Below are 15,801 nucleotides of genomic sequence, written 5' to 3'. Positions count from 1 at the left end.
TTGTCGCCTCTAAAACGGAGAAACATTAAGGAAGAACCGCTGCAACCAACCCATGCTCTGCGCTTCGTTGATATAGCCGTTACCCACATATTCGATGCGCGCATCGGCGACTTGGGTAGAAATCACCGTATTCGAGCCACTGATAGTGCGCGGGTTAACTACCCCAGAGAAACGAATAAATTCGGTACCCTGGTTAATTTCAATCTGCTTCTCACCAACAACCCGCATATTGCCGTTGGCCAGCACTTCGCTGACGGTCACCGTCAAGGTACCGCTGAAGGTGTTATTCGCTGCTGCCCCACCTTTGCCGGCAAACTTATTGGCACCGGTCGAGTCGACGTCCGCTCGTGCGTTGCCGAACAGTCCGGCTAAATAACGCGGCGCAGTGGCCATACTAAAGGTTGAGGAGCCATCGCGACTGGCACTGGCACTGGATGTCTTGCTGGCGCTGACGTTTTCCTGCATCACAATGGTCAGGGTATCGCCGACGTTACGTGGTCGACGATCTTCAAACAGTGGCTGATAGCCGTAATTCATTGGCATAACGCTCTGAAAGATCGAGCCGTTAGGTACCGGTGGTGCCGCGGGTGCCGGTTGCGCTGTGGTTTTCCCTTCCACCAGGTTGGTATGAGGAAAATAGGCACAGCCATTCATCAACACTGTGAGTAGTAACGGCAATGCACGCACTACTGCTCTATTTTGCGAGTTAACGCTGGCCGACGTAAATTTCATGGTCACCACGGATATAGCCTTAAAAAGATCAATCTGAAAGACAGGGGTCACTGTGGGTGTACCCCGATCTTCACTATTTTTCTTCAGGTTGCAGCAGGTTTGCCCCTGCGGCAAGGCAACCAATCGGTTACCTTGTCACTTTTAATGCCACCTGATCCCTATTACTTGAACTTTCTGTTAGAGCTGAGTCAGTTTTTGCAGCATGGCATCAGAGGTTGATACTGCCTTACTGTTAATTTCATAGGCACGTTGAGTGGCAATCATATTCACCAGCTCTTCCGCCACATTGACGTTAGAGGTTTCAACATAGCCCTGATACAGCAAGCCTGCGCCGTTCAGCCCCGGGGTATTTTCCGTTGGGGTGCCGGAACTTTGCGTTTCCTGATAGAGGTTTTCACCGAGACTTTCCAGACCGCCATCATTGATAAAGGTGCTTAATGTCAACTGACCAACCTGCGTGGCAGCGGTTTGCCCCTGGGTAGTCACGCTGACAATACCATCACGTCCCACGGTAATGGTCAGGGCATTGGCCGGAATAGTTACCGCCGGGATCACCTGATAGCCGCTTGATGTGACCAACTGACCGTTCTGATCGACCTGGAAAGAGCCGTCGCGAGTGTAGGCAGTGGTACCATCCGGCAACTGGACGCCAAAGAATCCCTGCCCTTTGATGGCAATATCTTTGCTGTTGCTGGTTTGCGTCAGGTTGCCCTGCTCCTGAATACGTTCGGTAGAAACCGGACGTACACCAGTACCAATCTGCAGACCCGATGGCAGGCTGGTTTGCGTAGAAGACTGGGCACCAGGCTGACGAACGGTCTGATACAGCAAATCTTCAAATACCGCGCGTTGACGTTTAAAACCGTTGGTGCTGACGTTGGCCAGGTTGTTGGCGATAACGTCCATATTGGTCTGCTGTGCATCCAGACCGGTTTTCGCAATATAAAGCGATGGGATCATGTTGTGACTCCTCTGCTGTCGCGGTTAACGACAAGCCGTGTTTAATAACCCTACAGGCGTTATTAAAAGGGGTTAGCTGATTGACAGCAGTTCGTTAGCTTTTTGGTCGTTTTCATCCGCGCTATGAATAACTTTCATCTGCATTTCAAAGCGGCGGGCGTTAGCGATCATATCGACCATGGTTTCCACCGGTTTGACGTTACTGCCTTCCAGAGTACCGGGCATAACGTGAATGGTGGCATCATCTTGCAAAGTGGTTCCCCGGGTGGCTACCGCGTCGGGACTGACACGGAACATACCGTCGTCGCCACGCACCACTTCTCTGCCGGTTGCTTTTACCAGTTTCAACTTACCCACCGCTTCCATGGTATTCGGCGTATTGCCAGCCCCAAGAAGCGAGATAGTGCCATCGGCAGAAATGGTCAGTTCCGATTGCGGCGGTACCGAAATTGGCCCATTAGTGCCCTGCACCAGGTTACCCTGAACGGTTAATTGTCCGTTCGGTGATACCTGCATATCACCATTGCGGGTATAGGCTTCGCTGCCATCAGGCATCTGCACCGCCAGGAAACCGTCTTGTTGTAACGCGACATCTAATGGACGGCCGGTGTAATTCAGCTGTCCCTGGGTCATATCCGCTCCCGGAGTGGAAGCCGTTACCAGCGTGCGTGTTTCGAGACTCGGTCCATTAACCGGTACCGCACGCAGCGCCATCAATTGGGCACGAAAACCCGGTGTTGAAGTATTCGCCATGTTGTTGGCCGTGACCGCCTGCTGATTAAGCGTCTGGCTGGCGGCACCGCTGGCGGTGTAGATAGCGTGATCCATAGTGCTTTCCCATTAGGGCTTCCCGAATCGCACGGGAAGCCTGTTGTCGGCGAAAATTAGCGCAAGTTGACCAGGGTGTTGAGGATCTGATCCTCGGTCTTGATGGTTTGCGCATTAGCCTGGTAGTTACGCTGCGCGACGATCATGTTAACCAGTTCTTTACTGGTATCGACGTTAGAAGCTTCCAGCGCGCCACTGGTCATTTTTGCCAGACCGCCAGAACCAGCAACGCCGGTGATCGGCTGGCCGGATGCCGCAGAGGCTGACCAGACGTTATCCCCTTCAGATTTGAGGCCTTCGTTGTTAGCAAAGCTGCTCAATACAATCTGCCCCAGCAGTTGCGTCTGTGAATTGGAATAAGAACCGGTGATAGTACCGTCATTATTGATGGTGTAGCCGGTCATTGAGCCTGCGGCATAGCCGTTTTGCGTCAGTGAACCGATAGCGGAAGCACCGGTATTCTGCTGAATACTGTTGGTAAAGTTAACCGCGACAGTCTGCGGTGCGGTGGCACCGTTGGTGGCCACGTTCATGGTCAGATTCAGCGTGTTATTTGCCGTTGCGGCACCGGTAGCATCAGTGGTGCTGGCCAGTTGACCGTTGGTATTAAAGTTCAGGGTGCCCACTTTCGCGGCGGTAGAACCAGTTACGCTGCTGTCTTTGGAGTAAACATCCCAGGTGTTGGCTGCAGTCTTGACGAAGTAAACGTCGTTATCGTGCGAGTTACCCAGGGAGTCATAGGTGGTGTAAGTGGTGTTGTAGTTGTAGCTGGTGCTATCGGTGCTACTAAAGGTGGTGGTGGTCGGCACGCTATCCGTTGAATTAAGGTTGGCAACCATGGTACCGGTGGTGGAGGCTTTTGCCGCCATCAGGGTGGTCGGAATGGTTAACGGTACTGCCTGAGCGCCAGCGGCAATGGCCGGTGGTGTACCTGTTGCCGGGTAGCCAGTGATATGCAGACCCTGGGCATTGACCAGATTCTGGTTGGCATCCACTGAAAACTGCCCATTGCGCGAATAGTACACTGCGCCAGTAGAATCAGTCAGACGGAAGAAGCCATTACCGCTCAACGCCACATCCAGCGCGCGGTTAGTGGTGGTCGTGGTGCCATCACTAAAATCCTGGGTGACCGCCGCCACTTTTACGCCCTGACCGGTTTGCGAACCGGCAAACATATCTGCAAAAGAGATGCTGCCAGCCTTGAAACCATCGGTCGCGGAGTTGGCAATGTTATTACCAATCACATCCAGGTTCGATGACGCTGCGCTCAAACCGCTGACTGCCTGTGAGAAACTCATAATTTACTCCGAAAATTGTGGGTTATCGTATAACGAGATTGCCGGGTTACAGGATTTGCATCACATTAGCCAGCGTGGTGGTCCCGCGAACACCCAGGTCCAATGAAGTCCCTGAAGTATTGTTGATAACACCGTTGACATAGCCGTAATTCAGCGCTGTTGCGACCATTTGCTGACCGTTGTTGGTGGCATTCACGCTGAAGGTATAACTGCCATTAGGTGCTGTGGAACCATCATCTTCGGTGCCATCCCAGGTGTAGCTGTGAACGCCGGCGGTCTGCGCTCCCAGATTGATGGTTTTCACCACCTTGCCACTGGCATCGGTAATGGTGGCCGTTGAGGTATCAACAGCCTGTTCGAGTTCGACACCAAAAGGCGTAGTGCTGGTGGTACCGCTGGAGGTCCCCACCAGAATCGCGCTACCTGCCACCATCACACCATGACCTATCAGTGATGAAGCCTGTACAGACGAGTTACTGGTGATTTGGCCGGAAATACTACCCAAAGTGGTATTTAGCTGCTGAATACCACTTACGGTATTAATCTGCGCCAATTGGCTGGTCAGCTGGCTGTTATCCATCGGATTGGTGGGATCCTGATTTTTAAGCTGTGCCACTAACAGGGTTAAAAACTGACTAGAGAGATCGGCAGCACTGGTTCCGCTGGTGCTTGTTGTACTGCTGGTGCTACTGGTGGAAGCAACACTGTTATTGGTTGTATCATTCAACGACGCAAGAACTGACATAAAAACCTCCGGTTACTGCCCTAAAGTCAGGGTTTTCATCATCAACGTTTTGGTCGTGTTGAGCACCTCGACGTTGGCCTGATAACTACGTGAGGCAGAAATGGAGTTCACCATCTCGCTCACCACGTCTACGTTTGGCATACGCACATAGCCTTTGGCATCTGCCAGGGGATTACCCGGCTGATACACCACGCGTTCCGGTGCTGAAGAATCCACGACGCCTGAGACTTTGACGCCACCGGTTTCCTGGCCTGCTGCTGCATCAACCTGAAACACCACTTCTTTGGCACGATAGGGTTGACCGTCTGGCCCGGTGACGCTGTCGGCGTTGGCCATATTACTGGCCGCGACGTTCAAACGCTGGGACTGCGCCTGAAGTGCAGAGCCGGAAATATCAAAAATACTGAGCATTGACATCAGGGATTATCCTTGTTGCAACACTGACATCATCCCTTTAACCTGGCCGCCAAGGACGGTAAGGTCGGTTTGATATCGCACACTGTTATCCGCAAAATTAGTACGTTCGCGGTCCATATCCACCGTGTTGCCATCCAGCGAAGGCTGATCGGGCACGCGGTATAGCAAATCCAGATCCGGTGGCTGCACCGTTTCGGCTGCAATATGACGATCCGAGGTCAATGACAACGCCAGACCGCTGCCGCTGGCGCGACCTTTTTCCATCACTTTCTGTAACTGGCCGGCAAAGTTGATATCACGCGCCTGGAACCCTGGGGTATCCGCGTTGGCGATATTTGCTGCCAGGATCTCTTGCCGCTGGGCGCGCAGGTTGAGCGCTTCCTGTTGGAACTGCAGTGCGGCGTTCAATTTGTCGAGCATGCGCCCTCCGCAAAGTTAGAATTTGGAGTCGACAGCATAAAATGAGCGCACAACAACCTATCGCAGGAATAAGCGCAAAATGCGCCGCTATTTGTCCGCTTAGGAATTGTCATTAGCGCGTAGACTTGCCGCTATACCCAAAGTCACAGGCGATAACGGCATCTGGTCCAAGCCTGAACAAGACGGGAATTATTAAACAGGATATGTGTTGCACACTGGCTGCTTGCGCGGCTCATGTGGCGGCACATAAACCGAGGTTCGGAGGGGAAAGCAATGAATAACCGTGGTCAGTCTGGTTTACGCCTGTTAGCGAAACTCTTATTGAGTGGCCTGCTGATGGTCCTGGCCTTGCCCGTATTTGCTGCTCCGGCCGCGTCAGCGTTGACCACCCAGCTGCAGCAATTTTTTCTGCAACAATATAGTGGCAGCGATATGCAGGTAAACGCGGTGATAAACACCCCGGCAGAGCGGCAACCCAATTGCCCGGCCCCCAACTTTTCGTTAATGCCAAATGCTCGTCCCTGGGGCAACGTGTCGGTAGGGGTTACCTGCAACGGACAAAAGAGTTTTATTCAGGCCAGTGTGCAGGTTAGCGGCAGTTACTGGGTGGCAGCACGCAATATCACCAGCGGTGGTCATATTACCACTGAGGATATCGAACGGCATAAAGGAAGACTTGATCAGTTGCCGCCGCACACCATTATGGATGAGAAGCAGGCGCTTAACGCCATTTCGCTGCGCAATATCAATATCGGTCAACCGCTGACCCTGAACATGTTGCGTCGTCCCTGGATGGTGCATGCCGGGCAAGAGGTCCAGGTTTCGGCTAACGGTGGCGGCTTCAATATCACCAGTACCGGTAAAGCCATGAATAACGCCGCAGCCAATGACAGTGTCAGAGTGCGCATGCCTTCCGGCCAGATTGTTAACGGGACGGTAGCGCAAGACGGCAGTGTCAGTTTAATGATCTAACCACCAAAGTCATAAGGTTGCTGGTAGCGGTAATCTGATTTAGCGCAGTTTTTCGATAACGGCTGGTAATTTATTTCCAGTCAGTAAATAATGATAGCTGTTCAGTAAAGCAGCAAACACAGAGCCATTGCTGGACTGCCCGGAATACCAGATGATCAACGGGCTAGCCCGAAATTCTGTAAGATTCGGCATTAAATAACGTGATCAACACTAAAGTTTATCTCACGACTGACGATAACTTATAAATGAGGCAGCGACTATTCGGCTGCTATGAGTTATCTGAAGGTGGCTAAATTGTTGATTAAGCAATCAATTATTTAATCTGAACCAGCAACGGCAAACAGTTTTTAGCGGAGATTTATATATGAGTATCGATCGTACTCAAGCGTTATCAGGCGTGACATCTATTCAACAGCGTGATACCAGCGAGCCTGCAGTCCAGTCAGCACGTAAAGAGACTGCGGTCAGCACCACACCGGCAAGCGGCACCGCGGTGACACTAAGTAATGCTCAGGCGACATTAACACAATCGAGCACAGGCGACATCAACACCCAACGTGTGGGTGATATAAAACAGGCTATTCGTGACGGCAAGCTCACAATGGATTCAGGTAAAATTGCCGATGCGTTGATAGCGGATACTCAGGATTATTTGAAAGGTTTCTAGCGCCCAATGAAAAACTTTATCAAGACAATGGATACGTTGGTTGAAACACTGCAGGCACTCGATCTGGTTATCCAGCACGAGCAAACGTTATTATGTTCCGGTCGGGTAAACGGAATGGCATTGCAGACGATTACCGAACAGAAAAGTTCGTTATTGACCACCGTAGATTATCTTGATGGGCAACGTCGTCAGCACGATGTGCGTTTAAAACAAACCGCACCCTATTCACGCCAACCAGAGATTGCCGATCGCTGGAAGTCTATCGTGACGCTGACGCAGAAACTCAGTAATATCAACAGACACAATGGATTGTTGCTGGATAAACAGCTGACCTATAATACCCAGGCCCTGTCTATTCTTAAAGCCAGCCAAACCAACAAGTTTTATGGCCCGAATGGGCAGACGATGCAGCCTAAACAGCTGGCTCGCAAAATCTCGGTTTAACCGTTTCCTTGCTTTACCGCACCAGCCGCTTTCAGCCTTGAGAGAAAATGGATCATTTTGGTTCAAATGATCCTTTGGCTCTCTATTGCCCATGGTATTAAAACAGCGATTTTCCTGAACAGTTGCCAATTCTAAGCAATTGAAATGTTTGGCATCCTTATTGCTTGATAGATCTATCTGTAGAGATAAGTTTATCCCCAGCCAATAAGGACTATTGCCATGCAGCCGACACCCGCCACTGATGCCCAACCAGCCCATGCCACCCCGGACCAGGCACTGCTTCAGCACGTCTGGGCGTTAATCGATGAGAAAAAAAACATTTTTTGCGATCTCAGCGATCGAATATGGGAAACACCAGAGGTCAATTACACCGAATTCAAGTCTTCTCAGGCGCATCTGCAACTCCTTAAACAACAGGGCTTTCGCGTGACTGAAGGGCTGGCCGACCTGCCGACCGCAATGATGGGTGAAGCAGGCGAAGGCGGCCCGGTAATTGCCATTCTCGGCGAATATGATGCCTTGCCGGGACTGAGCCAACAGGCCGATATCGCCGAACCCGTTGCGCTGCAGGCCGGCGCCAACGGGCATGGTTGCGGTCACAATATGCTTGGCTCGGCGGCCTTGCTGGCTGCAACCGCCGTAAAAGATTATCTGGCTGCCAATGGCTTACCCGGTCGCGTGCGTTATTACGGCTGTCCGGCAGAAGAAGGTGGCTCGGCAAAAGGTTTTATGGTTCGTGCCGGTGTTTTCGCCGATGTCGATGTTGCCCTGTGCTGGCATCCCGGAGCTTTTAACTGCGTTATGGATGCCAACTCCCTGGCCTGTAACGAAATCAACTACCATTTTCATGGTCGCGCCGCCCATGCCTCCTCCACCCCTCACCTTGGCCGCAGTGCCCTTGATGCCGTTGAACTGATGAATGTCGGCATAAACTATCTGCGTGAACATATGCCAAGCAGTGCCCGTATTCACTATGCCATTACCGACAGCGGCGGTTTCTCCCCTAACGTGGTGCAGGCCCATGCCACTGTGCGATATCTGGTGCGTACGCGCACCTTGCCGGAACTGTTGTCCCTGCTTAAGCGCGTCGATAATGTGGCTGCCGGTGCGGCACTGATGACCGAAACCACGATGCAACGCCATATTCTCAGCGGTGATGCCAATCTGATTGGCAACCGAGTACTGGAAACGCTGATGCAATCACATCTTGAGCAACTTGGCGGTCCGGGTTTTAACGATGCCGATTATGCCTATGCCGCGCGTTTTCAGCAGACTATGAATCAGGAAGAGATTGGCAGCGCTTACCAGCGGGTCGGTTTGCCTGCCAAACAGGGGGAAATGCTCTGTGATTATGTCCTGCCGCTGGATCGCCCGGAAAGCTCAATGCTTGGTTCGACCGATGTCGGCTCGGTCAGTTGGGTGGTGCCGACGGTACAGGCGCGGATTGCCACTTACACTATTGGTACCCCTGGCCACTCATGGCAACTGGTCGCTCAGGGCAAATCGTCGCTGGCGCACAAGGGGTTGATTCACGCCGCAAAACTGATGGCCAGCACCACAATGGATCTGTTCACGCAACCGGAGCTGATTGCTCAGGCAAAAGCGGAACATGCCAGCAAGCTGGCCGCCACACCCTTTATCAATCCCATTCCCGATGATGTGCAGCCACCCTTTCCCGGTAGCCACTAATAGTGTCGCGACTTGCTGACAGACAAGGAGAGAGAGATGGCTGATCTGGGCTTTTTACAAACCCTCAGCTTTGGCCCTGATGGCTGGGGGCCGATGTTATTGGCCGGGGCATTAATGACTGTCGCCCTGTCGTTGTCGGGTTTTCTACTGGCGGGTGCCATTGGCGGTGTGGTTTGCTGGGTAAAAATCTGTGGCAATCGACCGTTGCGCTATCTGGCGGACGCCTACACCACGGTTATTCGCGGTATTCCCGATTTACTGATCATCTACCTGCTCTATTTTGGTGGCAGCCAGTTGCTGACCACGCTGGGCAAAGTTTTTGGTGACGGCCAGTTTGTCAGTTTTCCCGGTTTTCTGGCCGGGATGCTGGCGGTAGGCATTGCTGCCGGGGCTCAGCAGACCGAGGTGTTTCGCGGCGCGTTTTATGCTATTGCACCGGGTGAGCTGGAAGCGGCAAAAGCCTTTGGCATGAGTACACCGGTGCGTATTCGCCGCATTATTATTCCGCTGCTGCTGCGTCATGCGCTGCCGGGAATGGGCAATGTCTGGCAAGTGGTATTAAAGGCGGCGGCGCTGGTCTCGGTCACCGGTCTGGCGGAATTAATGAACAAGGCGCAAACCGGGGCCGGTTCTACCGGTAAACCCTTTGATTTTTACTGTGCTGCCGCGCTGCTTTATCTGTTGATCTCGGCGGTCTCCGGCTGGTCGCTGCAAAAGGCAGAAGGCCATTATTCGCGGGGAGTGAAACGCTAATGGACGTTGAATTTCTCTGGCAAACGCTGCTGCAACTGCTTCCCGGCATCCCCCTCACCCTCGAGCTGGCGTTCTATTCGGTGGCCGCAGGTTTCTGCCTGGCGTTGTTGCTGGCGTTGGCCCGCCTGTCACCCTATCGCTGGCTTAGCGAGTTGGCCCGTGGCTATGTCTTCTGTTTTCGCGGAACTCCGCTACTGGTACAGCTGTTTTTAATCTACTACGGATTGGGGCAATTCGACGCTGTGCGTCACAGTTTTTTATGGCCGATGTTACGCGAGCCTTACGGCTGCGCGCTGCTGACGCTGTCACTGTGCACCGCCGCCTATGGCAGTGAGATCCTGCGCGGTGGTTTGCTCTCGGTGCCCCATGGCGCAATAGAAGCAGCCCGCGCCTGTGGCATGTCGCGACTGTTAATGATGCGACGCATTGTTTTTCCCATTGCTATCCGTCAGGCATTGCCTGCCTACGGCAATGAGTTGATCTCCATGGTGCAGTCTACCTCGCTCTGTTCAATTATCACCTTGATGGATATCACCGGCATCGCCGCAAAAATCATTTCCGAGACCTATCGCGCACTGGAGGTATTTTTGGTGACCGGGTTAATTTATTTGCTGATCAATCTGCTGATCAGCCGCCTGGTGATGTTGCTGGAATATCGCCTTACGCCACATTTGCGGACGCAACCTGCAGTGACCATAGAAAAACCGCTCGGTGAGGTTCACTAAGCGCCAGGAGCTCGGCGTACTCACAAGATTTTTACTGCCAAATGGCAATCATCCAGGTGTTTTAACTTTGCATGACTTAAGGGGTTCAACAACATGAAATTGGCAAGTTTGGTTAGTGCGTTATGTCTTGGCGCAACGCTGGTGGCCAGCTTTGGCAGCTATGCAGAAGAGGGTAAAAAATGGACAGTGGTAAAAATCGCTACCGAAGGCGCATTCCGGCCATTTAACTTTACTAAACCTGATGGCACCCTCGACGGTTTTGAAATAGATATGTACAAGGTGTTGTGTCAAAAGATGCAGGTGCAATGCGACATTGTAGTGCAACCCTTTGCCGGCATTATCCCCGCACTTAACGCCGGTAAGTTTGATGCCATTATTGATGGACTCTCAGCCACCGAAGCGCGCAAAAAAATCATCGACTTCTCGATCCCTTATAGCAGCGCGGGCCAAACCTTTGCAGTATTAAAAGATAGTCCGTTAGCCACCCTGCCGGATCTGGCTACGCGCTTTTCATTAAGCAACGATGAGGCTGCAGCCAAAGCGGAAGTGGAAAAACTGGCCCCTTTACTGAAAGGTAAGGTTGTCGGCGTACAGGGTTCGTCGATAGGCCAGCAGTTCCTCGAAAAATATATGAAAGGGCTGGTCACTATTCGGGAATATAAAACCACCGAAGAACACGATCTCGACCTGAAATCTGGCCGTATCGATCTGGTATTTGCTTCGGCGACCTATCTTACTGGTGCCATCGCCAAACCCGGTAATCAGGACATCCGTCTTACCGGGCCACAATTTATTGGTGGCATTCTCGGTTCAGGCTCAGCGGTAGGGATCCGTAAGAGCGATCCGGAATTGAAAAAAATGTTTGATGAGGCCATTGGCCAAATGAAGCAAGATGGTTCGTTAAAAGAGCTGGCCCTTAAGTGGTTTGGTACCGACACCGTGCCACAATAAAGTTCCTATCTGCGGTTATGCAGGGCAACCAGCGCTTATCCTGGCGCTGGTTGGTTAAGCGCTTTGCAAATGACTGGCAATAAACTGCTGAAAACGGGCCGTTCCTCCGTCAGCGAACAGTGCTTGCGGCGTTCCCTGACAGTCAATCTTCCCTTGATGTAAAAACACCACCTGGTTGGAGACATGGCGGGCAAACCCCATTTCGTGGGTGACCACCAGCATGGTGCGTCCCTCTTCGGCCAGGCTGCGCATAACCTTTAAGACTTCTGCCACCAGTTCCGGATCCAGCGCCGAGGTGGGTTCATCAAAAAGCATCACCTCCGGATCCATGGCCAACGCCCGTGCAATGGCGACCCGCTGTTTTTGTCCGCCGGAAAGCTGCGCCGGATAGAAATGCTGCCGCTCATATAGACCAACACGCGCCAGCAGAGCCTGGGCTTTTTCCAGACACTCTTGCCGGTTTTTCTTCTGCACATAGCGTGGCCCTTCCATCACATTTTCCAGCGCGGTCATATGAGCCCAAAGATTAAACTCCTGAAACACCATCCCCAGTTTTGCCCTGATCAGCTCTACCTGTCTGCGGCTGGCTGCTTGTTGCTGCCCATTGGCAAGTCGCGTCATATGGATAGTTTCACCGCTCACCGCTACCGTGCCAGAATCCGGGGTTTCCAGCAGGTTAATACAGCGCAAAAAGGTACTTTTCCCTGAGCCACTGGCCCCGAGAAGGGAAATTACGTCCCCCTGGCGGGCATCCAGAGAAAGGCCTTTCAGCACCAGATGTTCACCAAAGGACTTGCGGATATCGATCATTGACAGGGTTATGGGCCTGGCCATCGCTAACGTACTCCATGTTAAAGATATCGTCTCGGGCTGCCATCGTGGGGTGCAGCCGAATATACTCTCTAACAAGTAAGCAAGAATAAGGCCAGTGTTAACGCGATATCACCATTGCCTTGTTGGGTGCTGCCAGTCTGGGGACTAAATACTGTCGGCATAGTCGACAAATTTACTTTGCGGCAGAAGTCGTTGCACCCAGGGAGTCAAATTGCCGCGAGATAACGCTTTTGCTGGTTTATAATGGCCGCTGGCATTATTCCAGCTTTGCAACTCTCCGTTTTTGAAATGCATTTCGCCGGCATAATAAACCTCGATCGGTTCATAACCCAACGGCATTGGCTCAGGCTTACTGGTTGCTACAGGTTTATATTTGCCAGCGGCGATCGGGGTTGGCTTTTTGCCAATATTGGTTAATGAGGTATGGCCGATATCGCCGGTGAACGGCGCAATTCTTAGGGTATTCGGCTCATCGACCCTGACAACAAACATAAATGGCCCATCGATCGCGGTTTCCTCACCGCTATGGAAATTCTTCTTGATATACTTTCCCGGTTCAGCGGTTGAGAGTCTTAATTCAAACATTTCATTTTTGTTGGCATTAACTTGCGGCACGCCTTTTTCAGCAGCGAGGGGGATCATTTGCTGTCGAGCCTGCAAGTTATCTTCCAGGCGGTCGGTGGTTATCACCTGTTGAAGGTGATTATTAACTGTCGTGCGGATTTCTTGCATTTCAATTTCTTCCGGTGGTGGCCGGTTATTCTTTGACTGCAGGCTACCTCCCCCCTCCAGACCAACTTTTATCCACTCGGCCTGGGCCGATTTAACGGCGCTGCCGCACGGGAGCAGGCTTTTTCTGCTCTCATCCCAATAAAAAAGCTCATATAAATTATCGCTGCCTTGCGCCTTTTTGGCATAGACGATATGTTTATGCTGCACGTCGGCAGGCACGGTTAAAGACGTTTGTTCATAGCCTTCTTGTGTTAAAAACAGCTCTTGCCGCTCTTTCTCAAGGGCGCTGCCCGCAGATTCTATTTGCTGCAGGATCTCTTGCTCGATGGCTATTTCGTCACTTATTTCTTTGTAACCAATAGTTCCCGTTGCTTCGTGGTTTAACTGTTGACGTAAAGTTTCAATATAGTGACTGGCGCTATTACGGCTATCTTTAACGACATTTATTACCCTATCCAGCTTGGTTAGCTCCGGCCCGTTGATTGCTGTCTCCGGGACGAGTTCGACAGAAGGCTTTTCTATCGGCGGATGCGGTTGAAAGCGCGGTGTTGCGATAGTTGAAGACTCGGCAATTTTTTGCGATAAAGCAGACGTTTCCCCCAGGTTGCTGGCGGCATAGGAAAGGGAATGAAACAACACGGTATTATAAACAAAAAAAGCGCTATCCATTAAAGCTTGCCGACGCTGTTGCGAAGAATCGGCAGTGAAGGCTTTATTAATATCCAGCGCCAACTCTGCGACAGCGCCCAATGAGGCCAGGGCTACCGCGCCACCAGGTACCAGCATCAACAAGGGGGAGATTATAGTGTTAAAAGCCCTGAGATCATTTAACCAGATATTACGTAACACTTCGTTATTGGAGGTGATTTGTGTCGCGGCATCCTGATAACTGCGCCGCCGCATTGCTTCCATGATCTGCGTAAAGACATCGCCGCGAATAGGCTTGCTGCGATATTTTACCGTGGTTAGTTCCGCATCACTGACTTTCTTTAATACTTCATCAACCCCCAGCAGGATGCCGTTTTGTCTGTCCTGCAAAGCGAAATGACGACCAAGCAGGCTTCTTGTCTGCTGCACGGCGGCTTGCTGGTTGATCCATTTATTTAATTCACTATTGTTTTGAAAGGTATAAAAAGCACCCTGCTCACCGGGAATATATAAAATGATGCGCTTATTGACCTCAAAGTAAAGAATATCCGTGGAGTCATGGCTATTGACATTAAAAGGCATGACTTTAATATGCGCGGTCTGTTTTTCCTGACTATATAAATTGGCGAATTTTAAAGGCTCTGTTTTGGAGATGCCAGGCGCTGCACCGGTCATCACACTGTGATAATCTTCTTCTGATAAGTTACCTGAAATTCTCGCCTGCCGAGCTGCCAGTACAAATTGTGCTTTGGCTAACGCCCGTATATCTAATGAATATTGTCCCCAAAAGTCTTCCAGTTTATCTTTTATAGTTTTCTGAAAGTCCATATCCCAAATAAGGGTTCTTAACTGCTCAGGGGTTAATGGGAATTCATTACGCACGCCATAATAGTCAGCCCCGGGGCCTTGACGATAGATACCGGCCAAGGCGTTCAGTCCACCGGGTAAGAGTCGTTGTGCCTGGGCACTAAAATTTTTCAACACCAGCTCGGTCAGAGTGACTGAAGAACTGGGCGGCTGGTTGATATGCTCCCAGCCGGTAAAACTGGTAGTGGAACTTTGCCCGCCCTGAAAAGTATGCAGCCATAATTTATCGGTATCGACATCCTGACCGGTGATATTTTTTATCTGTTCCTGCAAAGACGCTTTGGCCAGTTCCCTAAGTTGGGGGGATTGCTGCGCCACGCTCTTAAGCTTGTTAACAAACAGCGTGGTTTCATTTTGGGCAAGGCTATCAAAACTTTTGAAATCAGGCTGGACTTTGCTTTCGCCGGTGGCCGTGGCAGTGACGGGCGCGGATTGCGGGTCAACAAAAGCAAGTGGCAAACTGGAGGGGATAACAGGCGGTAATATTGATGACATCGTACTCTCCATTAGTCAAATCAGGCACATAATGCAGAGGAAAATTCTTCCCACATACTGCTATGTGGCAACAGGCGGGTGCCGGTTTCATTTAACTTGGGAATTTTGTAAAGCCAGAAGGAGGGGATCGAAAAAACACGGCAAAAAATGTCATACGCTGCCAGCAGGGTTATACCCACCGGCAGTTGGCTGCTTTATTGATAGTTTACCAACACCTGATTACTCAGTACTCGCAGTGGCGGATAGACTACCCCTTTACCGGCGATATAGAACATAAAGCGAAATGAGGTCTGGGCAGATTGCCCATAAAAAGATCGCGTCTGTCCGTTGGCACCATCAATGTTCACGCAATGATTGCTGGCCGTGCAAAGCTTGACCTGCAATCCTTCTGGAGGTGGCGACATCAGCTTATAGCTCCACGATAGTGTGGTGATAGTGGTGCTGCTGGTCAGATTGACCGGCGCATGGGCCGGTGAATTAAGTGCTGACGAGGTGGCGATCACCCCGCGATTTTGCAAAGTGACCCCCATCTGGCTATCTGACCAACTGCCGCTAACCGCCAGGCAGGGAAGCGCACACAACATGACTGTGGTTAGCAAAGCAAGTTGCACAGAACGCATTGGT

The 15,801-nt window shown here is 51.5% G+C and carries 17 protein-coding genes; 7 read left to right on the top strand and 10 right to left on the bottom strand.

Annotated elements, in window-relative coordinates; genetic code table 11:
• Positions 1–9 precede the first annotated feature (9 nt).
• The 7 genes from GW590_RS14405 to flgB form a co-directional block, all read right to left on the bottom strand.
• Positions 10–654, bottom strand: coding sequence for a flagellar basal body L-ring protein FlgH (locus GW590_RS14405; protein ID WP_408014942.1), 645 nt, complete (start codon positions 652–654; stop codon positions 10–12).
• 255 nt (positions 655–909) lie between these two features.
• Positions 910–1,692 carry a flagellar basal-body rod protein FlgG gene (flgG, locus tag GW590_RS14400; RefSeq protein ID WP_169403741.1) on the bottom strand — a complete coding sequence of 261 codons (783 nt, stop codon included), beginning with the start codon at positions 1,690–1,692 and terminating at the stop codon, positions 910–912.
• A gap of 72 nt (positions 1,693–1,764) precedes the next feature.
• Entirely contained in the window at positions 1,765–2,520 is a 756-nt protein-coding gene (locus tag GW590_RS14395) for a flagellar basal body rod protein FlgF (protein ID WP_169403740.1), read from the bottom strand.
• Positions 2,521–2,576: 56 nt separating this feature from the next.
• Entirely contained in the window at positions 2,577–3,818 is a 1,242-nt protein-coding gene (flgE, locus tag GW590_RS14390; RefSeq protein WP_169403739.1) for a flagellar hook protein FlgE, read from the bottom strand.
• Positions 3,819–3,864: 46 nt separating this feature from the next.
• Positions 3,865–4,563, bottom strand: a complete 699-nt coding sequence (flgD, locus tag GW590_RS14385; protein ID WP_169403738.1) for a flagellar hook assembly protein FlgD — start codon at positions 4,561–4,563, stop codon at positions 3,865–3,867.
• A 12-nt stretch (positions 4,564–4,575) separates the two neighbouring features.
• Positions 4,576–4,980, bottom strand: a complete 405-nt coding sequence (gene flgC, locus GW590_RS14380; RefSeq protein WP_169403737.1) for a flagellar basal body rod protein FlgC — start codon at positions 4,978–4,980, stop codon at positions 4,576–4,578.
• 6 nt (positions 4,981–4,986) lie between these two features.
• Entirely contained in the window at positions 4,987–5,400 is a 414-nt protein-coding gene (gene flgB / locus GW590_RS14375) for a flagellar basal body rod protein FlgB (protein WP_169403736.1), read from the bottom strand.
• A gap of 273 nt (positions 5,401–5,673) precedes the next feature.
• On the opposite strand from flgB, the gene flgA reads away from it, so the two are divergent.
• From flgA to GW590_RS14340, 7 genes are all read left to right on the top strand, one after another.
• Positions 5,674–6,372: a flagellar basal body P-ring formation chaperone FlgA gene (flgA, locus tag GW590_RS14370; RefSeq protein ID WP_169403735.1), complete on the top strand. Its 699-nt coding sequence runs from the start codon at positions 5,674–5,676 to the stop codon at positions 6,370–6,372.
• A gap of 364 nt (positions 6,373–6,736) precedes the next feature.
• Complete coding sequence (flgM, locus tag GW590_RS14365; RefSeq protein WP_169403734.1) at positions 6,737–7,039, top strand: flagellar biosynthesis anti-sigma factor FlgM; 303 nt, start codon at positions 6,737–6,739, stop codon at positions 7,037–7,039.
• Positions 7,040–7,045: 6 nt separating this feature from the next.
• The gene (flgN, locus tag GW590_RS14360) at positions 7,046–7,483 is read left to right on the top strand and encodes a flagellar export chaperone FlgN (protein ID WP_169403733.1); all 438 of its coding nucleotides are present in this window, start codon (positions 7,046–7,048) and stop codon (positions 7,481–7,483) included.
• Between the two features lie 219 nt (positions 7,484–7,702).
• Positions 7,703–9,172: a M20 family metallopeptidase gene (locus GW590_RS14355; protein ID WP_169403732.1), complete on the top strand. Its 1,470-nt coding sequence runs from the start codon at positions 7,703–7,705 to the stop codon at positions 9,170–9,172.
• Positions 9,173–9,208: 36 nt separating this feature from the next.
• Positions 9,209–9,925: an ABC transporter permease gene (locus tag GW590_RS14350; protein WP_169403731.1), complete on the top strand. Its 717-nt coding sequence runs from the start codon at positions 9,209–9,211 to the stop codon at positions 9,923–9,925.
• Complete coding sequence (locus GW590_RS14345; RefSeq protein ID WP_169403730.1) at positions 9,925–10,650, top strand: ABC transporter permease; 726 nt, start codon at positions 9,925–9,927, stop codon at positions 10,648–10,650. The genes GW590_RS14350 and GW590_RS14345 overlap by 1 nt, the downstream gene beginning before the upstream one ends.
• Positions 10,651–10,743: 93 nt before the next feature.
• Positions 10,744–11,601, top strand: coding sequence for a transporter substrate-binding domain-containing protein (locus GW590_RS14340; protein WP_169403729.1), 858 nt, complete (start codon positions 10,744–10,746; stop codon positions 11,599–11,601).
• A 54-nt stretch (positions 11,602–11,655) separates the two neighbouring features.
• On the opposite strand, the gene GW590_RS14335 is transcribed toward GW590_RS14340, so the two are convergent.
• The 3 genes from GW590_RS14335 to GW590_RS14325 all read right to left on the bottom strand — a co-directional run bounded on the left by GW590_RS14335 (position 11,656) and on the right by GW590_RS14325 (position 15,797).
• Complete coding sequence (locus GW590_RS14335) at positions 11,656–12,435, bottom strand: ABC transporter ATP-binding protein (RefSeq protein WP_169403728.1); 780 nt, start codon at positions 12,433–12,435, stop codon at positions 11,656–11,658.
• A 144-nt stretch (positions 12,436–12,579) separates the two neighbouring features.
• On the bottom strand, positions 12,580–15,177 hold the full coding sequence (locus tag GW590_RS14330) for a dermonecrotic toxin domain-containing protein (RefSeq protein WP_169403727.1): 2,598 nt from the start codon (positions 15,175–15,177) through the stop codon (positions 12,580–12,582).
• A gap of 194 nt (positions 15,178–15,371) precedes the next feature.
• Complete coding sequence (locus tag GW590_RS14325) at positions 15,372–15,797, bottom strand: flagellar protein FlhE (protein WP_169403726.1); 426 nt, start codon at positions 15,795–15,797, stop codon at positions 15,372–15,374.
• Positions 15,798–15,801 lie beyond the last annotated feature (4 nt).

Origin of the sequence: Rouxiella aceris (assembly GCF_012933545.1) — a bacterium.
In the GTDB taxonomy this organism is placed as follows: Bacteria; Pseudomonadota; Gammaproteobacteria; order Enterobacterales; family Enterobacteriaceae; genus Rouxiella; species Rouxiella aceris.
This window is presented reverse-complemented; position numbering and strand designations above follow the sequence as displayed.